At 62.8% G+C, this 24,015-nt stretch carries 25 protein-coding genes; 18 read left to right on the forward strand and 7 right to left on the reverse strand.

The features are described 5' to 3' along the window. Window positions 1-82 precede the first annotated feature (82 nt). Window positions 83-583, forward strand: coding sequence for an Lrp/AsnC family transcriptional regulator (locus tag KUD11_RS02025; protein ID WP_109387061.1), 501 nt, complete (start codon window positions 83-85; stop codon window positions 581-583). On the opposite strand, the gene KUD11_RS02030 is transcribed toward KUD11_RS02025, so the two are convergent. The 5 genes from KUD11_RS02030 to lgt form a co-directional block, all read right to left on the reverse strand. Next, complete coding sequence (locus KUD11_RS02030; protein ID WP_109387059.1) at window positions 580-1,338, reverse strand: Hint domain-containing protein; 759 nt, start codon at window positions 1,336-1,338, stop codon at window positions 580-582. The two genes, KUD11_RS02025 and KUD11_RS02030, sit on opposite strands and share 4 nt — an antisense overlap. Window positions 1,339-1,627: 289 nt before the next feature. Then, window positions 1,628-1,789, reverse strand: a complete 162-nt coding sequence (locus KUD11_RS02035) for a hypothetical protein (protein WP_181375321.1) — start codon at window positions 1,787-1,789, stop codon at window positions 1,628-1,630. 273 nt (window positions 1,790-2,062) lie between these two features. After that, window positions 2,063-2,818 carry a peptidoglycan editing factor PgeF gene (gene pgeF / locus KUD11_RS02040; protein WP_109387057.1) on the reverse strand — a complete coding sequence of 252 codons (756 nt, stop codon included), beginning with the start codon at window positions 2,816-2,818 and terminating at the stop codon, window positions 2,063-2,065. Continuing rightward, complete coding sequence (locus KUD11_RS02045) at window positions 2,815-3,873, reverse strand: class I SAM-dependent methyltransferase (RefSeq protein ID WP_109387055.1); 1,059 nt, start codon at window positions 3,871-3,873, stop codon at window positions 2,815-2,817. Before KUD11_RS02045 ends, pgeF begins: the two co-directional genes overlap by 4 nt. After that, entirely contained in the window at window positions 3,870-4,757 is an 888-nt protein-coding gene (lgt, locus tag KUD11_RS02050; protein WP_109387053.1) for a prolipoprotein diacylglyceryl transferase, read from the reverse strand. The genes KUD11_RS02045 and lgt overlap by 4 nt, the downstream gene beginning before the upstream one ends. A 97-nt stretch (window positions 4,758-4,854) precedes the next feature. On the opposite strand from lgt, the gene KUD11_RS02055 reads away from it, so the two are divergent. The 8 genes from KUD11_RS02055 (at window position 4,855) to KUD11_RS02090 (ending at window position 10,121) form a co-directional block, all read left to right on the forward strand. Then, the gene (locus tag KUD11_RS02055) at window positions 4,855-5,103 is read left to right on the forward strand and encodes an accessory factor UbiK family protein (RefSeq protein WP_109388350.1); all 249 of its coding nucleotides are present in this window, start codon (window positions 4,855-4,857) and stop codon (window positions 5,101-5,103) included. 129 nt (window positions 5,104-5,232) lie between these two features. Then, window positions 5,233-5,454: a hypothetical protein gene (locus KUD11_RS02060; protein WP_146190868.1), complete on the forward strand. Its 222-nt coding sequence runs from the start codon at window positions 5,233-5,235 to the stop codon at window positions 5,452-5,454. 216 nt (window positions 5,455-5,670) lie between these two features. After that, the gene (locus KUD11_RS02065; protein ID WP_109387049.1) at window positions 5,671-6,171 is read left to right on the forward strand and encodes a type III secretion system chaperone family protein; all 501 of its coding nucleotides are present in this window, start codon (window positions 5,671-5,673) and stop codon (window positions 6,169-6,171) included. Window positions 6,172-6,206: 35 nt separating this feature from the next. Further along, window positions 6,207-7,022 carry a pyrroline-5-carboxylate reductase gene (gene proC, locus KUD11_RS02070; protein WP_109387047.1) on the forward strand — a complete coding sequence of 272 codons (816 nt, stop codon included), beginning with the start codon at window positions 6,207-6,209 and terminating at the stop codon, window positions 7,020-7,022. Beyond that, window positions 7,015-7,353 (forward strand): tRNA-binding protein, encoded by a 339-nt coding sequence (locus KUD11_RS02075; protein WP_109387045.1) that lies wholly within the window; start codon window positions 7,015-7,017, stop codon window positions 7,351-7,353. Before proC ends, KUD11_RS02075 begins: the two co-directional genes overlap by 8 nt. Next, complete coding sequence (locus tag KUD11_RS02080) at window positions 7,350-8,300, forward strand: 2-hydroxyacid dehydrogenase (RefSeq protein ID WP_109387043.1); 951 nt, start codon at window positions 7,350-7,352, stop codon at window positions 8,298-8,300. Before KUD11_RS02075 ends, KUD11_RS02080 begins: the two co-directional genes overlap by 4 nt. Window positions 8,301-8,366: 66 nt before the next feature. Next, entirely contained in the window at window positions 8,367-9,488 is a 1,122-nt protein-coding gene (locus KUD11_RS02085; RefSeq protein WP_109387041.1) for a beta-ketoacyl-ACP synthase III, read from the forward strand. A 174-nt stretch (window positions 9,489-9,662) separates the two neighbouring features. After that, on the forward strand, window positions 9,663-10,121 hold the full coding sequence (locus tag KUD11_RS02090) for a hypothetical protein (RefSeq protein ID WP_109387039.1): 459 nt from the start codon (window positions 9,663-9,665) through the stop codon (window positions 10,119-10,121). A 44-nt stretch (window positions 10,122-10,165) separates the two neighbouring features. On the opposite strand, the gene KUD11_RS02095 is transcribed toward KUD11_RS02090, so the two are convergent. Beyond that, window positions 10,166-11,068 (reverse strand): GlxA family transcriptional regulator, encoded by a 903-nt coding sequence (locus KUD11_RS02095; RefSeq protein ID WP_258305394.1) that lies wholly within the window; start codon window positions 11,066-11,068, stop codon window positions 10,166-10,168. Between the two features lie 126 nt (window positions 11,069-11,194). Here KUD11_RS02095 and KUD11_RS02100 point away from each other — a divergent pair, with 126 nt between their 5' ends. The 9 genes from KUD11_RS02100 (at window position 11,195) to KUD11_RS02140 (ending at window position 21,831) form a co-directional block, all read left to right on the forward strand. Beyond that, complete coding sequence (locus KUD11_RS02100) at window positions 11,195-12,109, forward strand: BKACE family enzyme (protein WP_109387037.1); 915 nt, start codon at window positions 11,195-11,197, stop codon at window positions 12,107-12,109. A 2-nt stretch (window positions 12,110-12,111) separates the two neighbouring features. After that, window positions 12,112-12,870 carry an SDR family oxidoreductase gene (locus tag KUD11_RS02105; protein ID WP_109387035.1) on the forward strand — a complete coding sequence of 253 codons (759 nt, stop codon included), beginning with the start codon at window positions 12,112-12,114 and terminating at the stop codon, window positions 12,868-12,870. A gap of 25 nt (window positions 12,871-12,895) precedes the next feature. Beyond that, the gene (locus KUD11_RS02110; RefSeq protein WP_109387033.1) at window positions 12,896-14,305 is read left to right on the forward strand and encodes a carnitine 3-dehydrogenase; all 1,410 of its coding nucleotides are present in this window, start codon (window positions 12,896-12,898) and stop codon (window positions 14,303-14,305) included. 1 nt (window position 14,306) lies between these two features. Next, window positions 14,307-15,467 carry an acyl-CoA dehydrogenase family protein gene (locus tag KUD11_RS02115; RefSeq protein ID WP_109387031.1) on the forward strand — a complete coding sequence of 387 codons (1,161 nt, stop codon included), beginning with the start codon at window positions 14,307-14,309 and terminating at the stop codon, window positions 15,465-15,467. A gap of 225 nt (window positions 15,468-15,692) precedes the next feature. Further along, window positions 15,693-17,723, forward strand: coding sequence for an acetate--CoA ligase family protein (locus KUD11_RS02120; RefSeq protein WP_109387029.1), 2,031 nt, complete (start codon window positions 15,693-15,695; stop codon window positions 17,721-17,723). Further along, on the forward strand, window positions 17,720-18,502 hold the full coding sequence (locus KUD11_RS02125; protein WP_109387027.1) for a carnitinyl-CoA dehydratase: 783 nt from the start codon (window positions 17,720-17,722) through the stop codon (window positions 18,500-18,502). The genes KUD11_RS02120 and KUD11_RS02125 overlap by 4 nt, the downstream gene beginning before the upstream one ends. Before the next feature lie 154 nt (window positions 18,503-18,656). Then, the gene (locus KUD11_RS02130) at window positions 18,657-19,673 is read left to right on the forward strand and encodes a type 2 periplasmic-binding domain-containing protein (RefSeq protein ID WP_109387025.1); all 1,017 of its coding nucleotides are present in this window, start codon (window positions 18,657-18,659) and stop codon (window positions 19,671-19,673) included. Between the two features lie 112 nt (window positions 19,674-19,785). Continuing rightward, entirely contained in the window at window positions 19,786-20,418 is a 633-nt protein-coding gene (locus KUD11_RS02135; protein WP_109387023.1) for a TRAP transporter small permease subunit, read from the forward strand. Between the two features lie 3 nt (window positions 20,419-20,421). Then, the gene (locus KUD11_RS02140; RefSeq protein WP_109387021.1) at window positions 20,422-21,831 is read left to right on the forward strand and encodes a TRAP transporter large permease; all 1,410 of its coding nucleotides are present in this window, start codon (window positions 20,422-20,424) and stop codon (window positions 21,829-21,831) included. Here KUD11_RS02140 and KUD11_RS02145 read toward each other — a convergent pair. Further along, window positions 21,828-24,002, reverse strand: coding sequence for a thiamine pyrophosphate-dependent enzyme (locus KUD11_RS02145; RefSeq protein WP_109387019.1), 2,175 nt, complete (start codon window positions 24,000-24,002; stop codon window positions 21,828-21,830). The two genes, KUD11_RS02140 and KUD11_RS02145, sit on opposite strands and share 4 nt — an antisense overlap. Between the last annotated feature and the right edge of the window lie 13 nt (window positions 24,003-24,015).

Raw genomic sequence — 24,015 nt, forward strand, 5'->3', positions numbered from 1 at the left:
AGCGAAACATTGTTGCGCAACTGCGTGCGCGCCTGTAAGAAACGCCAAAGTCCAACCGCGATATGCAAACGACAGGTGCGATATGCCAACCACCCGACTCGATCCGATCGACAGAAAAATTCTGGCCGAGCTTCAGGCCGATGGCCGCATGACCAATGTGGAGCTTGCCAAGCGCGTGGGGATTTCCGCACCGCCTTGCCTGCGCCGGGTCCGCACGCTTGAGGAAAACGGCCTGATCCGCGGCTATCACGCCGAGGTCGACGCGCGCGAGCTGGGTTTTGAGGTGCAGGTCTTTGCCTCCGTCGGGCTGCAAAGTCAGGCTGAGGCGGATCTGAGTGCCTTTGAGGCGCGCTGTCGGGCGTGGCCACTGGTCCGCGAGTGTCACATGCTCAACGGTGAGGTGGATTTCATCCTCAAATGCGTAGCCCCTGATCTGAGCACGTTCCAACGCTTTTTGACCGAGGAACTGACCGCCGCCGACAATGTGGCGAGCGTCAAGACATCGCTGGTCATTCGCGGTGCCAAGGACGAGCCCGGCGTGCCCTTTGAAGTTCTCGAAGCGCGGCTGGCGCGCGAGGCTTAACCTCGCGCGCGCTGCAAAGGCTGTCTTGGATGGGCCAGAGGGCCGAAATCTGACGGCCGCGCCACATGCGGGAAGAGCGCCATAAACTGATCAAAATGCTGATATGGCAGGGTGTTCTCGAACCCCGGTCCGGGGTGGAACGTCTCCATCGCAAGCCCTGCAGCCGTCACGGTTGCATGGCGGCGCAGCGCAATATGGTAAAGCTGCACGGCGCTTGGCGGGCGCAATTCAATCACCTGCATCCCATCCAGCATATCGCGCACCGGGCGCAGGACCTGCTCTGCCATGCCGGGAATGCGCTGCAAAATCCGCGCGCCGGGGCCGGTCATCAAATCCGACAAGGGCCGTCCCAACCCGAGGGCCGCAGATGTGATCCGCGTGAGGCTCGGGCCCTCCCGCTCGGCCGGGCGCAACGTGATGCTCCCCACCCACATCAGGGGCGAGGGGCCGCGCTCATTGGTGATGATCTTGTCGCCGGGCAAAAGGTCCTCTACGGCTACCGGGCCCGAGGCTGTGGCGATCAGCGTGCCGCGCGCAAACGCGGTAAATGCCGCCTGAAAAAGCGGCAGATCGGGGGCCACTTGCCTGAGCTGGCAAATCTCGCCCATGCGGCCCAGATAGGAGATGTCATAGGCTTGTTTGGGATAGTCATCAGCCGTGCGCCGGAGCAGATGCTCGTCCATGCGCGGGTCGGCTAAGGCCGAGCCAGCCTGCACCGGGTTCAGGAAATTCAACGCCGAGGGGGTATAGACCATTGTCACAAACACTTATTCTACAAGCTATCACAACCGCGCCGGCCCCCACCGACAACGACAATTGGACATCTATCGTCTTCAATTAAACGACGGCATAACGCTCCGCCATTGATTACTTCGCACCACTTCCCGTGGGGTCTAGCTGCCAATTGCATCGCTCCCCGATTGCACCATCAACTTGGCGTCTCCCTCAGTCTCTCATGCCGCCCGCCGCATGTATCGCGGGCCTGCGTCCCAATGTCTTCTCATATGCCGTCGCGCGCCCCAAATATTGCAGGCCACGCGCGGGTCAGGCTGTTTTCAGTGCCGCCGATTGCACATCAGGCCCAGCCCGGCGCAGCACCAAAGCGCGCCGCTTGCCGCGTTGAAACGGCAGGGTAAGCAGGTCCCCTTCGGCTGCTTTCAGAGCCGAGGCCATCCAACGTGGCTGCTTTTTTATTGTCGCATTCATTGTCGTTAATCCTCTTTTGCGGGCCGGTTGATCCGACGCGGCAATATCTGCTGAGGATCAATTTGCCTGCGCTTTTGGGCAGGAATGGGCCGGGGGTGGGGCTATTTCCGCACAAATCGGCAACAAGATGGCCACGATTGCCCGATCGCTTCTAAGCTTAGGAAACAAAGGCTTTAGATTGCTAACGACCTACATGCAGAGGCAAGAACGGCAGTAATCTGGGCAAAGCTGTGGCCAGCAACGGGCAAAAAGCCCCCTATCTGCGCAGACACCTCAAAGCGTGATCGACGCGATCAGACGTCCGTAATCCGCCTCGCCCAGATGGGTTGCCCGGCGGTAGGAGTAGAACCGACCCTCATCACCATAAGTGCAATGGCGGGTCCATTCAGCGCGGCCAACCCCAGCGGCGCGCAGGCGTGACAGGCCAAAGCCCGCCAGATCAAAGAGCATCCGGTCGCCCTCTCCATTTGCGAAAAACTGCGCGTGGGCCGGATCGTCGACCATGAAGCTGTCAAGAAATTCCGGACCGACCTCGTAATTGGCCTGCGCGATGCACGGGCCGATGACGGCGCGAATCTGGTCGCGCGCGGCACCCAAGCCCACCATCGCCTCCACCGCCGCCTCAAGCACACCCTCCAGCGCCCCGCGCCAGCCCGCATGGGCCGCACCTATCACACCCGCCTCAGGGTCGGCGAAAAGAACCGGCTGACAATCAGCCGTGAGGATGCCCAACGCCACGCCCGGCGTAGCCGTCACCATCGCATCCGCCTTTGGCCGCGCCTCCAAAGGGCCGTCCACGACCACGGCTGTGGCCGAATGGACCTGGTGCAGCGTCAGCAGATGATCGGGCGCCACCTGCATCGCTTGCGCCACACGGGCGCGGTTAATGGCCACGATCTCGGCCTGATCCGAGCTGCCTACACCGCAATTGAGACCCTTGAATATGCCTGAAGACGCACCGCCCTTGCGGGTAAAAAACCCGTGACGCAGCGGGGCAAGGGCATCGGCGGTGAGAATCTCCAGCGTCATGGCTCAAGCCCCGGTGGCGGCGCGGCACCTTCAGGATAAAGGCCCATCACTTTGAAGAGGGTTCCCATTTCCGCAGGGTGCGTCAAGCGCCGATGTGCCGCGATATGCCCCTCAAGCGCCGTACCGCTGAGCTTTGCCGCCAAAGCCTCGGCCCGCGCGGTGATCCCGAGACGCTCCAAAAACACGCCCTGCGGGGTGAGGCGGGTGTGGCGCGCAGGCGAGGACGCAAGGGCCAGCGCCTCGAAATCCACATGCGCGGTCAGATCCGCCTGCCCCGGTGCGGCAAAGGGATCAACGGAAGCATGACCGCTCAGCGCCTGAAACGTATCGCCCAGAGACCGCCAGTCGCCGTAATCAATCAGCAGTGCAGCCCCGCCATGGTCCGCGATGCGCGCGCCCAGCCCACCCGCAACCTCGCAAGCGGCAGAGGCCAGTTCCACCACATCTCCGTCCCGCATATCCGTTAGCCGATGCGCGAGCGCCGCAACAGGGCCGGGCGGACCGAGGCCAAAGCCCAGCGCCCCTCCGGTCAGGCCCACGCGCCGCTCGCACCAGCCCAGCCCCCGCCGCTCAAACTGCCGAATGGGCAGCGCATCAAAAAACTCGTTTGCGATGGCAAAGATCGGCATCTGCGGCACTGTGGCGAGGTCGGTGTGATGCGCGCATGTGCCAACCCGCGCGTGCTGCGCCGCCCGCAGCACCGGGGACGCCTCGATCAGATGCAGCTCGGCGGCCTCGGCAAAGCCCGGCACGCTGCGTGTGGCCCTGAGGATATCGGCCATCAACGTGCCCCGGCCCGGCCCAAGCTCCACCAGCGCAAACCGCGCCGGCGCGCCCTGATCGAGCCACGCATGCGCCAGGGACAATCCGATAAGCTCACCGAACATCTGGCTGATTTCCGGTGCTGTGATAAAATCCCCCGCCGCGCCAAAGGGGTCACGCGTGGCATAATATCCGTGCGCGGGGTGCAGGAGGCACAAGGCCATATACTCGGCAAGCGTGATTGGCCCGCCCGCCTCAATCTGGGCCGCGATTTGCGTGCCCAGAGGTGTCATGCCGGGCGCGACCGCGCGTAGAGGATCACGACCAGCCCCACGCCGATCATCGGCAGCGACAGGATCTGCCCCATGCTGAGCCCCGCCCCGCCAAATTGCAGCGCATAGCCCAGCGGATTGTCCTGCGTGATGAACTGCGCATCGGCCTGCCGGTAGAACTCCACAAAGAAGCGCGACGCACCATAGCCGAGGAGAAACAGCCCCGAGATCAACCCCGGCCAACGCAGCGCGCCGCGCATATAGACAAGGAAAATCAGCAAGCCTCCGAGCAAAAGCCCCTCAAGCCCGGCCTCATAAAGTTGTGACGGATGGCGCGCGCACAGGCCCGGAACAAAATCTGCGCAATCCTGCGCAGCCTGACCGGGAAAGATCACGCCCCATGGCACATCTGTCGGACGGCCCCAAAGCTCTGCGTTGATGAAATTGGCAAGCCGCCCGAGCATCACCCCGATGGGTGCCACCATACACATCATATCAGCGACCCAGAGTGGGCGCAGACCATGCCGCCACGCGAAAAGGTAATTGACCACCACAACGCCCAGAAGCCCACCATGAAAGGACATGCCGCCCTGCCACACCATCAATATCTCAGACGGGTTGGCGAGGTAATATCCCGGCTGGTAAAAAATCACAAAGCCGAGCCGCCCGCCAAGGATCACGCCCAGAACCACCCATGTCAACAAATCCTCGACTTGGCCCGGCGTCATCACCGGATCCTGAGGCCAAAGCTGGGACCGCCGCACGGTCCGCACAATCAGCCGCCAGCCCAGAACGATCCCCACGATATAGGCCATCGCATACCAGCGCAGCGCGACCTCCATCCCAAAAAGTGAGAAGGAGACAATTTCGGGCGAGAGCGGGGGAAAGGGAATGGCTGCCAGCATGCTCGCATCTGTCACCGCCCCCCAATGGGAAGTCAACCTTGAGATGCCCGGCCACCTGCCCCATATACAAGGAAAGCAAAACGCCAAAGGATGCCCCATGCAAAGCCGCAACAAAGTGCTCGACGATATCTCGCAACTGATGACCAACGCGATGGGCGTAGCGCAAGGCGCCAAGCAAGAGGCCGAGACGGCCATGTCGTCAATGATGGACCGCTGGCTTGCGGATCGTGATTTCGTCACGCGCGAGGAGTTTGATGCCGTGCGCGCGATGGCCCAAAAAGCGCGCGAAGAGAACGCCGCACTGATGGCGCGGATCGAGGCGCTGGAAGGCTCCAAAAAGGGCTGAGCTTACGTTAACCCTTTGCCAATTGAGGGATGACAAACCGCCCCCCGCGCCCTTAATATTTCATTAACTTTGGTGAATGGCGTGCATGCATATCGGGCGTTCCCGTGCCGCACGTCAGGTGTGGTACGAGTGAAGAAATCAATGGCCTCAGCCAGCGCCGAGAGGCTCGACAACCTTCGCAAAGGCGTGGCCAAAGTCCGCGCCCTGAGGGTCATCATACGCAACGCGCCCAACCAGCTGCGACGCGACGCGGCTATAATCACCTTCACCGGGACCCTTGACGCAATCCTTGAGGATCTTATCGCGCTCGAAGATGCGGGCGCGCTCAGCGCTCTGGATGATGCCGATTAACCCGCCACAGCGTCAACCATTGGGCGCATATAGACAACCAAGGCAGAGCATCCACAACTTATTGCGGTTATCCACAACTTATTGCTTTACAGCGCGAATCGGGTGGCGCACCATGTAAAGCAAGGGACGGGGGATAAGCTTCCGCCCATCGAGCAGGCATCTGGCACCGCAGGACCAAACCGGACCTCGGGCGCCATGAAAACACGAGGTGGCACCATGGCACTCTCCGAGCAATATCTCACCGACGACATTCACCCCATTGATATTGTTGAGCATCTTGCCCAGCATAATGAGTGGGATTTCGACCGGATCGGCGATGATCAGATCGCCATGGCGGTCGAGGGCAAATGGCGGACATATTCCATCACACTCGCATGGTCAGGCTTTGACGAAACGCTGCGGATGATCTGCACCTTTGATATGGACCCTCCGGCGGATAAAATGCCCGCGCTCTACAATATTCTCAACGATGTGAATGATCGCTGCTGGGCGGGGGCGTTCACCTATTGGGGCGAGCAAAAACTGATGGTTTACCGCTATGGCCTCGTCCTGGCCGGTGGGCAGGATGCCAGCGCCGAGCAGATCGATACGATGATCGGGGCAGCCGTGGTCAGCGCCGAACGGTACTACCCGGCGTTTCAGCTTGTCGTCTGGGGCGATCAGGAGCCTGCCGACGCACTTCAGGTCGCCATTGCAGAGGCCTACGGGCGGGCGTAAACCTCGCCCCCGTAAGGCAATCGCGGGGGGATTTCATGGATATGGATTTTGTGGCCAAACGAGGCCTCGTGCTTCTGGGTTGTGGCAAGATGGGCTCTGCCATGCTCGCCGGTTGGCTGGAGGGCGGGCTGCCTGTGAGCAGCGTCTGGGTGATTGATCCAAACCCGTCGGACTGGTTGCGCGGCACGGGTGTGCACATAGGCGGGGCGCTGCCCGAGGCTCCTGCCATCGTTCTTATCGCCGTAAAGCCGCAGATGATGGGCGATGCCTTGCCCGCGATCACAAGGATGGGCGGCGGTGAAACGCTCTTTGTTTCCGTGGCCGCAGGCACCTCTATTGCCGCCTTCGAGACGGCGCTGGGCGCGCAAAGCCCCATCATCCGCGCCATGCCCAACACCCCCGCCGCCGTGGGGCGCGGAATCACCGCAATCATCGGCAATGCCCAAAGCAGCGCCGCACAGATGGACCTTGCCGACGCACTTCTCAGCGCTGTGGGGCAGGTCGTGCGGCTTGAGCATGAGGCGCAAATGGACGCGGTTACAGGCGTTTCGGGCTCCGGCCCGGCATATGTGTTTCACATGATTGAATGTCTGGCCCGCGCGGGCGAGGCTGAGGGGCTCTCGCCGGATCTCGCCATGCAACTGGCCAAGGCCACAGTGGCGGGCGCAGGCGCGCTGGCAGAGGCGGCGGACGAAAGCCCGGCAGAGCTGCGCGTCAACGTCACCTCACCGAATGGCACAACGCAAGCGGGGCTTGAGGTGTTGATGAGCGAGACTGCGGGCCTGCCGCCGCTCATCCAAAACACCGTGGCGGCAGCCGCGAAAAGAGCACGGGAGCTTTCCAATGGCTGAGATTACCTTTGACGACTTTCTGGCCGTCGATATCCGCGCGGGCCGCATCACACGGGCCGAGGAATTCCCCGAAGCGCGCAAGCCCGCCTATAAGCTCTGGATTGATTTCGGCCCCGAAATTGGTGAGCGCAAAAGCTCCGCCCAGATCACCAAGCATTACACGCCCGAAGGCCTCATCGGCACCCAAGTGATGGGCGTTGTGAACTTCCCACCCCGCCAGATCGGACCGATGCGCTCGGAGGTTCTGGTGCTGGGCCTCGCCGATGCAAACGGCGATATCGTCCTCATCCGCCCCGATCATAAGGTGCCAAACGGCGAGCGGATGCAGTGATCCGCGTCTTTCTCACCCGCCCCCTGCCCGAGGCCGTGATCACCGCCGCCGAGGCCGCGTTCGAGGTGGAAATCCGCGACAGCACCGCCGCGATGAAACCGGCGGAGATGCGCGCGGCCTTGGCGCTCTATGATGGGGTGCTGGCGACGCTGGGTGATACGTTCGACGTGGAGATTTTCGGAGACGCCCCGCACCGCTGCAAGGTCATTTCCAACTTTGGCGTTGGCTACAATCATATCGACGCCACTGCCGCCCGCGCCTGCGGGATCACCGTGACCAACACGCCCGGCGCCGTCACTGATGCCACCGCCGATATCGCCATGACCCTGATGTTGATGACCGCGCGGCGCGCGGGCGAAGGCGAGCGTATCTTGCGCGCGGGCCGCTGGGACGGCTGGCACCCCACGCAGCTTCTGGGCACGCATGTCACCGGCAAGACCGCCGGGATCATCGGCATGGGGCGCATCGGCACGGCTATTGCGCAGCGCTGTCATTACGGCTTCGGAATGGACGTGCTCTACACCGCGCGCTCGGACAAGGATGTGCCCTTCCCCGCCACCCGGATGGCGCTTTGGGACGTGCTGAGCCGCGCCGATATCACCTTTATCTGCGTGCCCGGCGGGGCCGAGACCTATCACATGATCGACGCCGCCGCCCTGAAGCAGATGCCGACCCACGCCCATCTCATCAACATTGCGCGCGGCGATATCATCAGCGAGGCCGCACTGATCGCGGCCCTGCAAAAGGGAATGATCGCGGGCGCGGGGCTTGATGTCTACGAGCATGAGCCGAAAGTGCCCGAAGCCCTTATTGCCATGGAGAATGTTACCCTCCTTCCCCATATGGGCACAGGCGCGCTGGAGGTGCGCACACGGATCGGGATGCTGGCCGTCGAGAACCTCAAAACCTTCTTCGAGACGGGCACAGGGCCGCACCTGGTCAACTGACGCCCGGTTACGCTTGACGCTGCGACACCGGGCGGCGACACCTATCCGCTATTTGGGAGCGCTTCTATGACACCCCCCGCCATCACCGGAACCGGCGTTTTTACCCCGCCGCAGGTCATTACCAATGACGAGTTGGTCACCGCGTTCAATGCCTATGCGGACCTTTTCAACACCCGGAACGCCGCCGCAATCGACGCAGGGGAATTAGAGGCCAAAGCCCATTCCAGAACCGATTTCATCATCGGCGCGTCAGGGATTCATCAGCGTCACGTAATGGACAAGTCCGGCATTCTCGATCCCGAAATCATGCACCCCAGCTTTGCGGCACGCGCTGATGATGCGCCCTCGATGATGGCCGAAATGGCGCTGAGCGCGTGCCACGCAGCGCTGGCTCAGGCCGGGCGGCGGGCCGACGAGGTTGATCTGATCATCTGTGCGGCATCCAACCATGAGCGCGCCTACCCGGCGATTGCCGTGGAAATACAACAGCTTCTGGGCGCGGGTGGCTTTGCGTTTGACATGAATGTCGCCTGCTCCTCGGCCACGTTCGGAATACAAGCGGCGGCCGATATGGTGCGCGCAGGCTCCGCCCACTGCGCCATCGTGGTCAGCCCTGAGATATGCTCAGCCCATCTGGAATGGCGCGACCGCGACTGCCACTTCATCTTCGGGGATGTCTGCACCGCCGCCGTGATCGAGCCGTCAGAGGCCGCCAAGGGCGCAAAATTCGACATTCTCAGCACGCGCTGCGCCACGCAATTTTCCAACAACATCCGCAACAATAACGGATATCTGCGCCGCAGCCGGGGCCAGATGGAGGACCGCCGCGACATGCAGTTCATGCAAGAGGGGCGGCGCGTCTTCAAAGAAGTGCTGCCCATGGTCAGCACCCATATCCACGACCATCTAGAGGACGAACGCATCACGGCGGACGCGCTCAAACGCCTCTGGCTGCACCAAGCGAACAAATCCATGAACGATTTCATTGGCCGCAAAGTGCTTGGCCGCACGCCCAGTGCCCAAGAACAACCAAATATCCTTCAAGACTACGCGAATACCTCCTCGGCAGGCTCCATCATCGCCTTCTCTAAATACTCGGACGACCTGCGCTCGGGCGATCTTGGGCTGATCTGCTCCTTTGGGGCGGGATATTCCGTGGGCTCTGTCATCGTGCGGCGGGCGGGGTGAGAAACACGGACCCCGAGGCATCCGGCACAACCACAGCAATATGCGGGTGTGCGCCGCAAGTGCGATTTAAAAATGACTTTTCCCGAGTAACTCGCTAGGTGAAAAGGTGCATGCAGCGCACCCTTGCAATGCGCGCAGTTTTTTGAAGATAGACGTTTTTTAAGGATATAGTGTATGTCGTCCATGGGCAGTTACCTGAAGAAACACACCGAGGCACTGGTGAAGGATGTGGGCATCGAGCCCGCCTGCCAACTGACGGGCAAATCCAAGGCAACACTGGGCCGCTATTATTCGGACCATGACGAACACGTGGATCGCTTCATGCCCGTCGATGCGGTGGCGGCCCTGGAAGACGCCGCGTCCTATCCGCATGTCACCGCCGCGCTGGCCGAGCTTAAGGGCATCTCGCTTGAGTTCGGCGAAGACCGGCGCAACGCCAGAGAAAAAGGCGGCGTGAACAGCGATGTAATCGCGCTGAGCCAACGGTTTGCGATGCTGATGGCCGAATATCAGCAATCCATTCAGGATGGCGTGATCACAGTGAACGAGGCCAAGCGCCTGCTGCGGGAGACGACGCAGCTTCAAAAGGTGCTGATCGACATGAAGATGCACCTCGAAGAAGAAAGCGGCTAGAGCCTGTCGCGTTCACTTGAGGCATCAGTTACACGCGATACGCTTTAAAACGCGCTGCGCAGATCCGATGGCGCGCGGCCATAGCGGCGGCGCATCGCGCGCGCCAAGGCAGCCGGCGATTCGTAGCCGCAGCGCACAGCAATCTCCGACACGCTGAGCCGTGTGCTCTCCAACAGCTTCAACGCCTCCGACAGACGCAAATGCCGATACACAGTACCCGGCGGCGCGCCCAGAGCGGCACGAAAGCGGCGGTCCAGCGTACGGGGCTGCACCGATAGCGCCTCGGCCAAAGCGACGAGCGTCAGGGGTTGCTCCACATGCGCGCGCATGTGCGCCAGCGCCCGGCGGATCACCGGCGCGCGCCCTTGAGGGTCCGGCGCAGCCCTGCCGCGCCCATGCATCACATGATCCTCCACATCGAGCCGCCCCGCCGTCCCGAGGTGGTCCCCGATCAGCCCCAGCATCAGGTCCAGCGCCGACATCGCTCCGGCGCAGGTCATCACCGGCCCGTCCCGCACCACGCGGGCGCGTTGCACATCGACCTGCAAGAAAGCCTCGCCAAACGGCTCGATCAGGTCCCAATGCAACGTCGCGCGCCGCCCCTCCAGCATCCCCGCCGCCGCCATAAGCCACGGGCCCGCATCAAGGCCCACCACCACGCCCGCCTGCCGCGCCGCGCGGCTGAGCGCCCGGCGCATGGCAGCGGTGTTCAGCGCCTCATGCCCGTAGCTTGCGTGCACGAAAAGGTAATCGCAGGGGATCATATCCCCCAATGCGGCATGGGGCAGAACCTGCATTCCCGAGGACGAGGTCACAGGCGCACCACCCGGTGTCAGGATAGACCAGTCAAACGCCGCGCTGCGGGTTACCGTATTGGCCGCGCGCATCGGCTCAAGACAATTGGCAAGGCAAAGGTTGGAGAACTGATCGAAAATGAGCACGCTCACCCGGATGGGGCGGAGTAGTGGTTTTGTCCATTTCTGCATCATTTCTGTCCATTACGGCAAATGTACATATGCGTCCAGCACAGTAGTCTCATCCGCAGACCTGCCACCACAAAAGGAGCCGCCGATATGCCGCTGACCATGAACAAAGATGTCTTCATCACCTGCGCCGTCACAGGCGGCGGCGGCACTCAGGATCGTAGCCCCCATGTACCACGCAGCCCCGAGCAGATCGCCGAAAGCGCCATCGCCGCCGCCAAAGCAGGCGCCGCCGTGGTCCATTGCCACGTCCGCGACCCCAAGACCGGCGCGCCCAGCCGCGATCCCAAACTCTACCGCGAGCTGACCGACCGCATCCGCGCCGCCGATACCGATGTCGTGCTCAACCTGACCGCCGGGATGGGCGGCGATATGATCTTTGGTGATCCCGAAAACCCCCTGCCGATCAATGAAGGTGCCTCCGACATGGTCGGCGCGACCGAGCGCATGGTGCATGTGGCCGAATGCCTGCCAGAGATGTGCACGCTCGATTGCGGCACGATGAACTTCGCCGAGGCCGATTACGTGATGACCAACACGCCCGGCATGCTCACGGCGATGGGCGGCATGATGACCGATCTGGGCGTGCGCGCCGAGATCGAGGCGTTTGACACGGGCCATCTTTGGTATGCCAAGCAACTTGTGAAGGATGGCGTTCTGGAAAAGGACGCTCTGGTTCAGCTCTGCATGGGCGTGCCATGGGGCGCGCCAAATGATCTCAATACTTTCATGGCGATGGTCAACAACGTGCCTGACGACTGGACATGGTCCGCGTTCTCGCTGGGCCGCGATCAGATGCCATACGTGGCCGCCGCCGTTCTGGCGGGTGGCAATGTCCGCGTGGGGCTGGAGGATAACCTCATGCTCGACCGTGGCGTTCTGGCCGAAAACCATCAGCTCGTGACCCGCTCGGTCGAGATCATAGAACGCCTCGGCGCGCGGATCATGACACCGGGCGAGGTGCGCGAGCAACTTCGCCTGACCAAACGCGCGCCACGCGGGTGAGCATGCGCGTCCTGATCACCGGCGGCGGCTCGGGTATCGGGTTGACCCTTGCGCGCAGGTTTGCGGCGGATGGCGCCGAGGTGGCGCTTTGTGATGCGGACCCCAAAGCCGTCGCCCACGCCGCCGAGGCCCTGCCCGGCGCTATCGCGCGCACCTGCGATGTGACGGACGCAGCCCAGATGGATACGTTTCTCGGCGAGGTTGAAGCGGCATGGGGCGGCATCGACGTCGTGTGCGCCAACGCAGGCACCGGCGGGCCTGCGGGCTTGATCGAGGATCTGGATTATCAGGCGTGGCAGGATTGCGTTGCGGTCAACTTGCACGGTGCGTTCCTGACATGCCGTTGGGCCGCGCGGCTGATGCGGGCCCAAGGGTCGGGCGCGATCATCATCACCTCGTCCACCTCGGGCCAATGGGGCCACCCGCTCCGCTCGCCCTATTGCGCATCAAAATGGGCGCTGGTGGGTCTCACGAAAACGCTGGCGATGGAGCTTGGCCCCGCAGGCGTGCGCGTCAACGCGATCTGCCCCGGCGCGGTTGAGGGCGACCGGATGGACCGCGTGGTGGCCATGGAAGCCGCCGCCGCAGGGCGCGACGAGGCAGATGTGCGGGCGCAATATGTAAGCGGCGTGTCGATGCGCACATGGGTCACGGCGGATGATCTGGCCGACACGGTGCTTTTCCTCGCCTCACCCGCCGCCTCCAAGATATCCGGCCAGATCATCGCGATTGACGGCCACACAGAAACCAACGCGCCCTGAGCGCACCGAAGCAGGACCACAGCATATGACCAGAACAGCATCCATCATCGGCGGCGGCGTCATCGGCGGCGGCTGGGCCGCGCGGTTCGCGCTCAATGGCTGGGACGTGCGGGTGTTCGACCCCGACCCTGAGGCAGAGCGCAAGATCGGCGAGGTCATGGACAACGCACGCCAAGCCCTGCCTATGCTCTATGACTACGCGCTCCCCGCAGAGGGGAGCATCACCTTTCACGGCTCCATCGCCGAGGCGGTCGCGGGGGCGACATGGGTGCAGGAAAGCGTCTCCGAGCGGCTGGACCTCAAGCACAAAGTCTACGGCGAGATACAGGCGGCGGCTCCGGCTGTGCTGATAGGCTCGTCCACCAGCGGCTTCAAGCCGTCCGAGTTGCAAGACGGCGCGACAGACCCCTCGCGCATCATGGTCACGCACCCGTTCAACCCGGTCTACCTCATGCCCCTGATCGAGCTTGTGGCCTCGCCTCAGACAGCGCCAGACGCCGTGGACACCGCCGCCGATATGCTGACCTCCCTCGGCCTCTATCCGCTGCGCGTGCGCAAAGAAATCGACGCCCATATCGCCGACCGTTTCCTTGAGGCCGTGTGGCGCGAGGCCCTCTGGCTCATCAAGGACGGGATCGCCACGACTGAGGAAATTGACAACGCCATCCGCTATGGCTTTGGCATCCGCTGGGGCCAGATGGGCCTTTTCGAGACCTACCGCGTCGCGGGCGGTGAAGCGGGCATGAAGCATTTCATCGAGCAATTCGGGCCGTGTCTCACCTGGCCATGGACCAAGTTGATGGACGTGCCGGAGCTTACCGATGAGTTGGTGGATATGATCGCGGATCAGTCGGACGCGCAATCGGGCCACCTCACCATCCGCGAGCTGGAGCGTAAACGCGATGGCAACCTCATCGCGATGATGCGCGCGCTTAAACAACAAGGCAACGCATCAGGGCGCCTGATCAACGAGCACCAAAAAACCATGCGCCCACGTATGGAAGACGCCACACCCCTGATCAGTCAGCGCCGGATGATCCCCGTCGATTGGACCGATGTGAACGGCCATATGAACGAGGGTCGCTATGGTCAAATCTTCTCCGATGCCGCTGAGGAAGTCATGGCCCATATCGGCGCGGATGATGATTATATCGCGGGCGGGATGAGCTATTTCACCGTGGAGACAACCGTGAAATACCTCGCCGAGACCCATGCGGGCGAACGGGTTGAGGTCCGCACGACCATTACAGAAGGCCAAGGCAAAAAACTCCGCTGCGCCCATGAGATGATCCGCGCCTCAGATGGGGAGCTACTCGCAACATGCGATCAATTCATGCTGCATGTCAGCCTTGAGACCCGTCGCACCTGCGATCCCGCACCCGCCGTGCGCGCCAATGTCGAGCGCCTCGCCGCGCTGCACGCGAAGGAGACATAAGATGAATTTCGGCCTGACCGACGAACAAGAGATGATCGTCTCCACCGTCCGCAGCTTTGTGGAAAAGGAGATCTATCCACATGAGGCAGAGGTCGAGCGCACCGGCGAAGTGCCCGAAGCGGTGTCTGAGGCGATCAAGCAAAAGACCATCGATCTGGGCTTTTACGCCTGTAACTTCCCTGAGGAAGTCGGTGGCGCAGGCCTTAACCATCTGGAATTCGCGCTGGTCGAGCGCGAGCTTGGACGCGGCTCCATGGCACTCAACCACTTCTTTGGGCGGCCCCAGAATATCCTGATGGCCTGCGAAGGGGAGCAGCGTGAGAGATACCTGATGCCCGCCGTGCGCGGCGAACGGATGGACGCGCTGGCCATGACCGAACCCGGAGCAGGATCGGACGTGCGGGGCATGAAATGCAGCGCGCGGCGCGACGGCGGGGATTGGGTTCTGAATGGCACGAAACACTTTATCTCGGGCGCAAATCACGCCGATTTCCTGATCGTCTTCGTGGCCACGGGCGAGGATGACACTCCGAAGGGGCCGAAAAAACGCATCACCACCTTCCTCGTGGATCGCGGCACGCCGGGCTTCACCATCCGCGACGGCTACAAATCCGTGAGCCACCGCGGCTACAAAAACATGATCCTCGAATTCGATGACTGCCGCCTGCCGGACGCCCAGGTGCTGGGCCAGGTCGATGGCGGCTTTGCGGTGATGAACGAGTGGCTCTACGCCACCCGCATCACCGTGGCGACGATGAGCGTGGGCCGCGCGCGGCGCTGCTTTGATATGGCGCTGAACTACGCCGCCGAGCGCGAGCAATTCGGCCAAGCTATCGGGAAATTCCAAGGCATCAGCTTCCAGATCGCCGATATGATCACCGAGATCGACGCCGCAGATTGGCTCACCCTCGCCGCCGCCTGGCGGCTGGATCAGGGTCTGCCCGCCAACCGCGAGATCGCCTCAGCAAAACTCTACGCCTCCGAAATGCTAGCGCGCGTGACCGACGCAACCTTGCAGATCTACGGCGGAATGGGCTTGATGGACGACTTCCCGATCGAGCGGTTCTGGCGCGACGCCCGCGTCGAGCGGATCTGGGACGGCACAAGCGAAATCCAGCGCCACATCATCAGTCGTGACCTTCTGCGCCCCTTGGGCGCGTAAGATAGATTTTATGCCTTCGGCGAGAATATTTTCAGCAAGAAGAAGAGGGGGCGCCCCAAAAGCAACCCCCTCTAGAAAAGACACAAGATCTTCTCCTTGCACGGCCATCGGCGTCCCCGCCTGTCCCGCTCTGAGAAGGTCTCCGATTCTGGTTAACAAAATGTATATTCTTCTTGCCTTAAATATCCTCGCCGAAGGCTCTTCTCTCTTCGGAAAGACATCACAATGACCCGCGACCTTGCCCGCCTCTTGCGGCCCAAATCCATCGCCGTGGTCGGCGGCGGTGCGTGGTGCGCCTCGGTGATCGAGCAATGTGCCAAAATGGGCTATTCAGGCGCAGTCTGGCCAGTGCACCCAACACGTTCTGAGGTCGCGGGCACGCGCGCCTACGCCTCGCTCGAAGACCTGCCTAGCCCACCAGACGCCGTTTTTCTCGGTATCAATCGCCACGCCACGATAGACGCCGTGCGCAGCCTCAGCGCCATGCGTGCGGGCGGCGCGGTTTGCTTTGCCAGCGGCTTTGCCGAGGCGCAGGCCGAGACGGGCGATGGCTTGGATTTGCAAACGGCCCTGCTTGAGGCCGCGCGCGACATGCCTGTGCTCGGCCCTAATTGCTACGGGTTTATCAACTATCTCGATGGCGCGCTCTTGTGGCCGGACCAGCATGGCGGTCAGCGGGTGGAGCGTGGCGCCGCCATCCTCGTGCAGAGCTCGAACATGGCGATCAACATGACCATGCAGGCGCGCGGCTTGCCACTGGCCTATGTGCTCACAGCGGGCAATCAGGCGCAGACGGGCCTTGCGGAGATGGGCCTTGCCGCGCTCCGCGACGAGCGGGTCACCGCCCTTGGAATGCATATTGAGGGCATCGGCGACATTCGCGCGTTCGAGGCCCTCGCGGCTGAGGCGCGCGCGCTTGGCAAACCCATCGTGGCGCTGAAGGCGGGCCGCTCGGATCAAGCGCAGGCCGCGACCGTGTCGCACACCGCCTCCCTTGCAGGCAGCGACGCCGGGGCCCGCGCCCTATTGCGCCGTCTAGGGATTGCGCAGGTCCATGGGCTGACTGCCCTTCTGGAGACGCTCAAGCTGCTGCATTTTGCAGGCCAGCTTGCGTCCAACCGCATCATCTCAATGTCCTGCTCGGGCGGCGAGGCGAGCCTGATTGCAGATGTTGCACTCGACCATGATGTCACGTTCCCGCCGCTGAACGACGCGCAGCGCAAGGGCTTGCGCGACGCGCTCGGGCCGATGATCGCCCTCGCCAACCCGTTGGATTACCATACCTTTATCTGGAACGATGCCGCGAAGATGACCGCCTGTTTCACCGCCATGCTACAAGGCGATGTGGCCGCAGGCATCCTCATTGCGGACTTCCCGCGCCCAGACCGCTGCGACCCCGCCGCGTGGGGGTGCCTGTTTGAGGCCGGTGGCGCGGCGCAAAAAGCCACCGGCAAGCCGCTCCTTCTGACCGCGACGTTGCCCGAAGCGCTCCCCGAGGCCTTTGCCGCCCGTGCCGCCGCCGCCGGGATGGTGCCGATGATGGGTCTGGAGGACACGCTCACCGCCATCGCCGCCGCTCAATTGCCCCCCCCGCAAGCGGAGCCAATCGCGCTGACCGGCACCCCGATCAACCCAGTCACCCTGAGCGAAGCGCGTGCCAAATCCGCCCTCGCCGCGCATGGTCTCAGAGTGCCGCAGGCACACCAATGCCAGCGCAGCGCATTGCCCGAGGCCGCACCCGAGGCCCCCTTCCCCGCGGTTTTGAAATCCGAAGGCTTGGCGCATAAAACCGAGGCAGGTGGCGTCGCCCTGAACATCGCCACACCCGAGGCGCTGATAAAGGCCGCAGGCACCATGCCCGGCGACAGCTTCCTGATTGAGGAAATGATCACCGGCGCAATCACCGAGCTTTTGGTCGGGGTCATCCGCGATCCGGCGCATGGGTTTGTCCTGACCCTGGGTGCGGGCGGCACAATGACCGAGCTTATGTGCGACACGGCCTCGCTTCTGCTGCCCGCGACGCCCGAGGATATCCGCGCAGCCCTCATGACCTTGCGCATCGCGCCGGTTCTGTCAGGCTATCGCGGCAAGCCCGGCGCGGAGATGCAGAGCATCGTCGATGCTGTGCTGGCCGTGCAGGCCTACACGCTGGCCAATGCGGCGCGCGTGGAAGAGGTTGAGATCAATCCGCTCATCGTCACCCCCACCCGCGCGGTGGCCGCCGATGCGCTTATCACTTTGGGAGAAGAGCCATGAGCCATCCGATCACAACAGAGACACGCGGCCAAGTGCTTGAGGTCACGCTTGATAGGCCCAAGGCCAATGCGATTGATCTGACCGCCAGCCGCCTGATGGGGGAGGTGTTTCGGGATTTCCGTGACGACCCAGCCTTGCGCGTCGCGATCATCACCGGCGCGGGAGAGAAATTCTTCTGCCCCGGATGGGACCTGAAGGCGGCGGCGGATGGCGATGCGGTGGATGGCGATTACGGCGTCGGCGGGTTCGGCGGCATTCAGGAACTGCGCGACATGAACAAGCCCATTATCGCCGCTATCAACGGTATTTGCTGCGGCGGTGGGCTGGAACTGGCGCTCAGCGCCGATATCCTTCTGGCCGCCGATCACGCGAGCTTTGCGCTGCCCGAAATCCGCTCGGGCACCGTCGCGGATGCGGCGTCAGTCAAGCTGCCCAAACGCATCCCCTATCATATCGCGATGGAGATGCTTCTGACCGGGCGCTGGATCGAGGCGGAGGAGGCCGCGCGCTGGGGCATGATCAACCGCATCTACCCCGCCGCCGATCTTATGAGCGAGGCGCGCGCGATGGCCGATCATCTCGCCAGCGGCCCGCCTCTGGTTTATGCCGCGATCAAGGAGATCATGCGCGACGCCGAAGGGCGCAGCTTCCAGGACACGATGAACAAGATCGTCCGGCGGCAATATCCGACCGTGGATGCGCTCTATGCCTCCGACGATCAGATGGAGGGCGCGCGCGCCTTTGCGGAAAAACGCGACCCGGTATGGAAGGGAAAATGAACCTGCCGACCCGCGATTTCATCGGCTATGGCCAAAACCCACCCCGATCCGCGCCTGCCTTGAGGGTCCGGGAAATTTTCTCGTTTCGCATCACGGCCCAAATCGCTATCTTATCCGTCACAACGACAAAAAACGTCCAACTGGGAGATAACGCATGAAATATTACCTCAAATTCGGGGTTGCTGCCGCAATCAGCATGACTTTCGCCGGCGAAGCCCTCGCCACGGAGTGGAATGTCTCGCTCTGGGGCAAGCGCCGCGCGTTCACCGAGCATGTGGAAAAGCTGGCCGAGCTGGTCGATGCAAAAACCAACGGTGAGTTCACCCTCAACCTCAGCTATGGTGGCCTCAGCAAAAACCGCGAAAACCTGGATGGGATTTCCATCGGCGCGTTTGAGATGGCGCAGTTCTGTGCGGGCTATCACCGCGACAAGAACCCCACCATCACCGTGCTGGAGCTTCCCTTCCTCGGTGTTGAGACGCTTGAGCAGGAACGTGAATTGTCGATGGCGCTCTACGCCCTTCCCGCCGTGCAAGAGGACCTTGGCCGCTGGAATGCCACGCTTCTGATGCCTTCGCCCATGCCGCAATACAACCTCGTGGGCCTCGGCGATGCGCCTGCAACCCTTGAGGATTTCGCAGGGCTGAGCGTGCGTGCCACCGGCGGCATTGGTGCCGCGATGGAAGCTGTGGGCGCCGTGCCCACCTCCATGTCCGCCACCGAAGTGCGCCAGTCGATGGATAGCGGCGTGGTCAAGGCCGTGGCCTTTGCTCCTCATGCGCATATGTCCTTCGGCACAATCGAGAATGGCCAGTGGTGGACGACCAACCTCAACCCCGGCACGGTGAATTGTCCCGTTGTGGCCAACACCGACGCGCTCAATGATCTAAGCGATGCGCACCGCGAGGCGCTGCTCGGCTCCATCGACGAGGCGCTGGATCACTACGTGGACAATTACACCAACGTGACCATGGCCGCTTGGGGCCCAGCGCTGGACGAGCGCGGGATCGAGCGTGTGAGCTTCTCCGCCGAAGGTCTCGCCGCCTTTGAAGACGCCGTTGCAGGCCCCGCCGCCGCCGCATGGATCGAGGACATGAGCGCCCGCGGCCTGCCCGCGCAGGAGCTTTATGACTTCGCCACCGGCAAGATCGGTGACCTCAAGGGCATGTAAGCCATGAGAGGCGCTCCGGGGCTTTGCCTCGGGGCGTCTCACCCCTGTCTCGCCGTCCAGATTGGGCGCGGTGGGCTGACCCGACTTATCCCAGCAATATGAAGGATATATCATGGCCGGTGGCGCCTCCGTCCTCTCAGATGACAGCACCCTGTCGCGCATCGACACCCGCCTTTATGGGCTGGAGCGTGTCCTCGCATTGGTAAGCGGTCTTGCCGTGTTCTCACTCATGTTGCTGGCTGTCGCCTCGGTCAGCGGGCGCAATTTCTTTGGCCAGCCCCTTCCCGGCTATGTCGATTGGATCGAGCAGGCCATGCCGCTCATCGCGTTCATGGGCATCGCCTATGCCCAGCGCGACGGCGGCCATATCCGCATGGATATCGTGGTGGGCGCGCTCAAGGGCCGCGCCCTTTGGGCGGTGGAGCTGATCACCACCTTCTTCGTGCTGGCGCTGATGCTGCTGCTGGTCTGGGGCACGTGGGCGCATTTCGAGCGTAGCTTCGATTTCGGCGCACCGATGTGGAGCCGTGACAGCTCCATGGATATCGCCCTGCCGCTCTGGCCCGCCAAGCTGCTGGCTCCGGTAGCGTTCGGCGTGCTCTGCCTGCGCCTTTGTCTTCAGGTCTGGGGCTTTGCGCGCGCACTCATCTCCGGCACCGACAGCCCTGTGGCCGTGCCCTTGGTGATCGACGCCGCCACCCAAGCGCGGCTTGAGGCCGAGCAACTCATGGGCCGGGACACATAACCAATGACCACAGACCCCACAGATATCGGCATCATCGTCACCGGCGGCATGCTCGTCATGGTCATCCTCGGGATGCGCGTGGCCTTCGCCGCCGCAATGGCCGGGATGATCGGCCTCATCTGGATTTTCTGGGCGCGCAAAGGCTATGCGGGCGATGAGCTAGGCTGGGCCCTTACCGTGGCCATCAAGACCGCGGGCCAAGTGCCCCATTCCAAGGTCAGCTCGCAGGCGCTCAGCCTGATCCCAACCTTCATCCTGATCGGCTATCTCGCCTATTATGCAGGGCTCACAGTGGCCCTTTTCGAGGCTGCAAAACGCTGGATCGCGTGGGTGCCCGGCGGGCTTGCGGTCTCAACCGTCTTCGCCACAGCCGGTTTTGCGGCTGTCTCGGGCGCATCGGTGGCTACTGCGGCAGTGTTTGCGCGCATCGCCATCCCAGAGATGCTTAAAATCGGGTATGATAAACGCTTTGCCGCAGGGGTGGTGGCCGCAGGCGGTACGCTCGCCTCGCTGATCCCGCCCTCGGCCATCCTCGTGATCTACGCCATCATCGTGGAGCAGGACGTGGGCAAGCTCCTCCTCGCAGGCTTCATCCCCGGCGTTTTCTCGGCCTGCGTCTACGCCATCCTCATTGTCGGTATGGCGCTGACCATCAAAGGGTTCGGCCCCCCTGTGGGCGGCTTCACATGGCGGCAACGATTCGAATCCCTGCCGCCTGCGCTCCCCATCGTCTTTGTTGTCGTGACCATCATCTGCTTCGTCTACAACCCGTTTGGCGGCGATGCATGGGGCACCCCGACCGAGGGCGGCGCAATCGGCGCGTTCGTTGTCTTCCTCATGGCGCTTTATCGCGGGATGCGCTGGCCTGAGTTGAGATCGGCCCTGCTGGAGACAGCCAAGCTCAGTGTGATGATTTTCACCATCATCTGGGGCGTGCTGATCTATGTGAGGTTTCTGGGCTTTGCGGATCTGCCGGGCGTGTTCTCGGACTGGATCACGTCGCTCACCATGTCGCCCATGCTGATCCTCGTGTGCATCCTTTTGGCCTATGCGGTACTCGGCATGTTCATGGACGCAATCGGGATGCTGCTCTTGACGCTGCCCGTGGTCTACCCGGCGGTCATGGCCCTCAATGGCGGTGAGTATGTCTCAGCGGCGGATAGCGCGTTTGGCATGTCCGGCCCGATGTGTGCCATCTGGTTCGGGATATTGGTGGTGAAAATGGCCGAGTTTTGCCTTATCACCCCGCCTATCGGGCTCAATTGTTTCGTGGTGGCGGGCGTGCGCGATGACATCTCGGTGCAGGATGTGTTCAAGGGTGTGACACCCTTCTTCATCGCCGACGGGATCACCATCGCGCTGCTGGTCAGCTTTCCCATCATCGTGCTGTGGCTGCCGGGTCTGGCAAGCTAAACGGCCTTGAGCGCCGCCGCAATGATGCTGTCCTTCGACGGCATCGTGGCGGCATAGGCCGGCCCCGTGGCGATGAAGCTGTCCTCCGCCGCCAATCGGCTGACCCGCGCGCGCCCCGCCTCCACAAAGAGGGTCACAAGCCCCTCGGCCTGCCCGCCCGTGCGGCGGCACTCATCCACCACCAGCACCGCATCGCACTCTTGCGTCGCCCGCAGCAACGCCGCCTCCGGCACCGGTGCGACCCAGCGCATGTCGATGACCCGCGCATTGACGCCCTGCTGGGCCAGCTCCGCCTGCGCCTGCCGCGACAGGTAATGCCCGTTGCCGTAGCTGACGATGGCGAGGTCCGTGCCGTCACCGTGCACGCCGACCTGATCCAGCCCGATCACCTCACCACGCGGCGGATAGGTCCCCATCCACGCCCCGTCCCCCGCATGCAGATCGCGCATCGGATAAAGCGCAATTGGCTCCACAAACACGACAACACGCTGCTCCTCGCGCGCCAGCCGGACGCATTCGCGCAACATGCAGGCAGCCTCCGGTCCCGAGGACGGAACGGCAATAATAATCCCCGGAATATCGCGCAGAACGGCCAGCGAGTTGTCATTGTGGAAATGCCCGCCAAAACCCTTCTGATAGCCCAGCCCCGCGATGCGCAGCACCATCGGATTGGTAAACTGCCCCTGGGAGAAGAACGGCAAGGTCGCCGCCTCCCCGCGTATCTGGTCCTCGGCATTGTGCAGATAGGCCAGAAACTGAATCTCCGGCATCGGCAAAAACCCGTTATGCGCAAGGCCAATGGCGAGGCCAAGAATGCTCTGCTCATCCAAGAGCGTGTCAATCACCCGGTCCGGCCCAAACCGCCCGTGCAACCCTTTGGTGACGCCGTAAACACCGCCCTTGCGGCCCACATCCTCACCCATCACGGTGATCTCGCCATGCTCCAGCATGAGATCCGTGAGCGCCCAATTGATCAGGCGGCTCATCGGCTGGGGCGTGTCCATGCTGCGCAGATCACTGCCAAAGGCCACTGCGCGGGTCGCCTCATCAGGACCATTTGTCGGCGCACAGGCGCGTTTGGGCGGAATGATACTGGCCATTACATCGGCGGCGGTTTTCAGCCGTGGCCGCTCAACAGCCTTCTGCGCCACACGGTCCGTCTCGGCGCAGGTCTCGTCGTAAATCTCCAGCGCCTCGGCGCGGCTCAGCGCGCCCGCCTCATCCAGCAATCGCACCGTGTGGAGCAAAGGATCAGACGCCTCATCCGCCTCCACCCGGCTGAGTGGTAGGTAGGTCGTCGGCAAATCCGCGCCGGCATGGCCGTAAAGCCGCACCATCGTGAGGTGCAAGAAAGCGGGCTTGCGCGTGCGTCGCGCATAGGTCGCCGCCTCCGCCGCGACACGGGCCGTGTCATAAATATCAAGCCCGTCGGCGTGGAAATACTTCAGCCCCGGCCGATGCGCCATCGACGCCGCGATCCAGCCCTTGGGCGTCTGCGTGGAAATGCCAATGCCATTATCCTCACACACCCACAAAAGCGGCAAAGGCACCGATTGCACAGAGGCCCAGCCCGCCGCGTTGAGCGCGCCTTGGGCGGTGGAATGATTGGCCGACGCATCGCCGAAACTCGCCATGGCAATGCCGTCTTCAGGCAGTATCCGGTGCTCTGGCGGGCGACGGCGGGCAAGGCCGATGCCATACGCCGCCCCCACCGCTTTGGGCAGATGCGAGGCAATCGTCGAGGTTTGCGGCGGGATCATCAAAGCCTTTGAGCCCAGAACCTTGTGCCGCCCGCCGGAAATGGGGTCCTCGCTGGAGCAGGCAAAGCTGAGCAACATATCCCATGTGATATCCTGATCCGGCACCTGCCCCGCACGGGCGATCTGAAACGCCGCGTCGCGGTAATGCAGGAACGCGATGTCATCAGGGCGCAGCGCATGGGCCACCGCCGCCATCCCCTCATGCCCGGATGAACCGATCGTATAAAACCCCTGCCCCGCCTTTTGCATTGCCCGGCTGGTCCGGTCGAGCGCGCGGCTCAGACATTGCGCGCGAAAAAGCGTGATCGCCTCCGCGCCGCTCAGCGCATCCGTGGGCGCGCGCCCAGGCGGCAAATCCCCGGCAGGCACGCGGGTGCGAAAATTCTCATGCACGATCTCGGCGCGGTCCATGCGGCTCTCTCCC

The sequence above is a fragment of the Roseovarius carneus genome (genome assembly GCF_020141465.1).
Taxonomy (GTDB): Bacteria; Pseudomonadota; Alphaproteobacteria; order Rhodobacterales; family Rhodobacteraceae; genus Roseovarius; species Roseovarius carneus.

Coding starts and splice junctions, on each gene's coding strand:
- KUD11_RS02025 (WP_109387061.1), top strand. CDS start 83: ATGCCAACCACCCGACTCGATCCGATCGACAGAAAAATTCTGGCCGAG.
- KUD11_RS02030 (WP_109387059.1), bottom strand. CDS start 1,338: ATGGTCTATACCCCCTCGGCGTTGAATTTCCTGAACCCGGTGCAGGCT.
- KUD11_RS02035 (WP_181375321.1), bottom strand. CDS start 1,789: ATGAATGCGACAATAAAAAAGCAGCCACGTTGGATGGCCTCGGCTCTG.
- pgeF (WP_109387057.1), bottom strand. CDS start 2,818: ATGACGCTGGAGATTCTCACCGCCGATGCCCTTGCCCCGCTGCGTCAC.
- KUD11_RS02045 (WP_109387055.1), bottom strand. CDS start 3,873: ATGACACCTCTGGGCACGCAAATCGCGGCCCAGATTGAGGCGGGCGGG.
- lgt (WP_109387053.1), bottom strand. CDS start 4,757: ATGCTGGCAGCCATTCCCTTTCCCCCGCTCTCGCCCGAAATTGTCTCC.
- KUD11_RS02055 (WP_109388350.1), top strand. CDS start 4,855: ATGCAAAGCCGCAACAAAGTGCTCGACGATATCTCGCAACTGATGACC.
- KUD11_RS02065 (WP_109387049.1), top strand. CDS start 5,671: ATGGCACTCTCCGAGCAATATCTCACCGACGACATTCACCCCATTGAT.
- proC (WP_109387047.1), top strand. CDS start 6,207: ATGGATATGGATTTTGTGGCCAAACGAGGCCTCGTGCTTCTGGGTTGT.
- KUD11_RS02075 (WP_109387045.1), top strand. CDS start 7,015: ATGGCTGAGATTACCTTTGACGACTTTCTGGCCGTCGATATCCGCGCG.
- KUD11_RS02085 (WP_109387041.1), top strand. CDS start 8,367: ATGACACCCCCCGCCATCACCGGAACCGGCGTTTTTACCCCGCCGCAG.
- KUD11_RS02090 (WP_109387039.1), top strand. CDS start 9,663: ATGTCGTCCATGGGCAGTTACCTGAAGAAACACACCGAGGCACTGGTG.
- KUD11_RS02100 (WP_109387037.1), top strand. CDS start 11,195: ATGCCGCTGACCATGAACAAAGATGTCTTCATCACCTGCGCCGTCACA.
- KUD11_RS02105 (WP_109387035.1), top strand. CDS start 12,112: ATGCGCGTCCTGATCACCGGCGGCGGCTCGGGTATCGGGTTGACCCTT.
- KUD11_RS02110 (WP_109387033.1), top strand. CDS start 12,896: ATGACCAGAACAGCATCCATCATCGGCGGCGGCGTCATCGGCGGCGGC.
- KUD11_RS02115 (WP_109387031.1), top strand. CDS start 14,307: ATGAATTTCGGCCTGACCGACGAACAAGAGATGATCGTCTCCACCGTC.
- KUD11_RS02120 (WP_109387029.1), top strand. CDS start 15,693: ATGACCCGCGACCTTGCCCGCCTCTTGCGGCCCAAATCCATCGCCGTG.
- KUD11_RS02125 (WP_109387027.1), top strand. CDS start 17,720: ATGAGCCATCCGATCACAACAGAGACACGCGGCCAAGTGCTTGAGGTC.
- KUD11_RS02130 (WP_109387025.1), top strand. CDS start 18,657: ATGAAATATTACCTCAAATTCGGGGTTGCTGCCGCAATCAGCATGACT.
- KUD11_RS02135 (WP_109387023.1), top strand. CDS start 19,786: ATGGCCGGTGGCGCCTCCGTCCTCTCAGATGACAGCACCCTGTCGCGC.
- KUD11_RS02140 (WP_109387021.1), top strand. CDS start 20,422: ATGACCACAGACCCCACAGATATCGGCATCATCGTCACCGGCGGCATG.
- KUD11_RS02145 (WP_109387019.1), bottom strand. CDS start 24,002: ATGGACCGCGCCGAGATCGTGCATGAGAATTTTCGCACCCGCGTGCCT.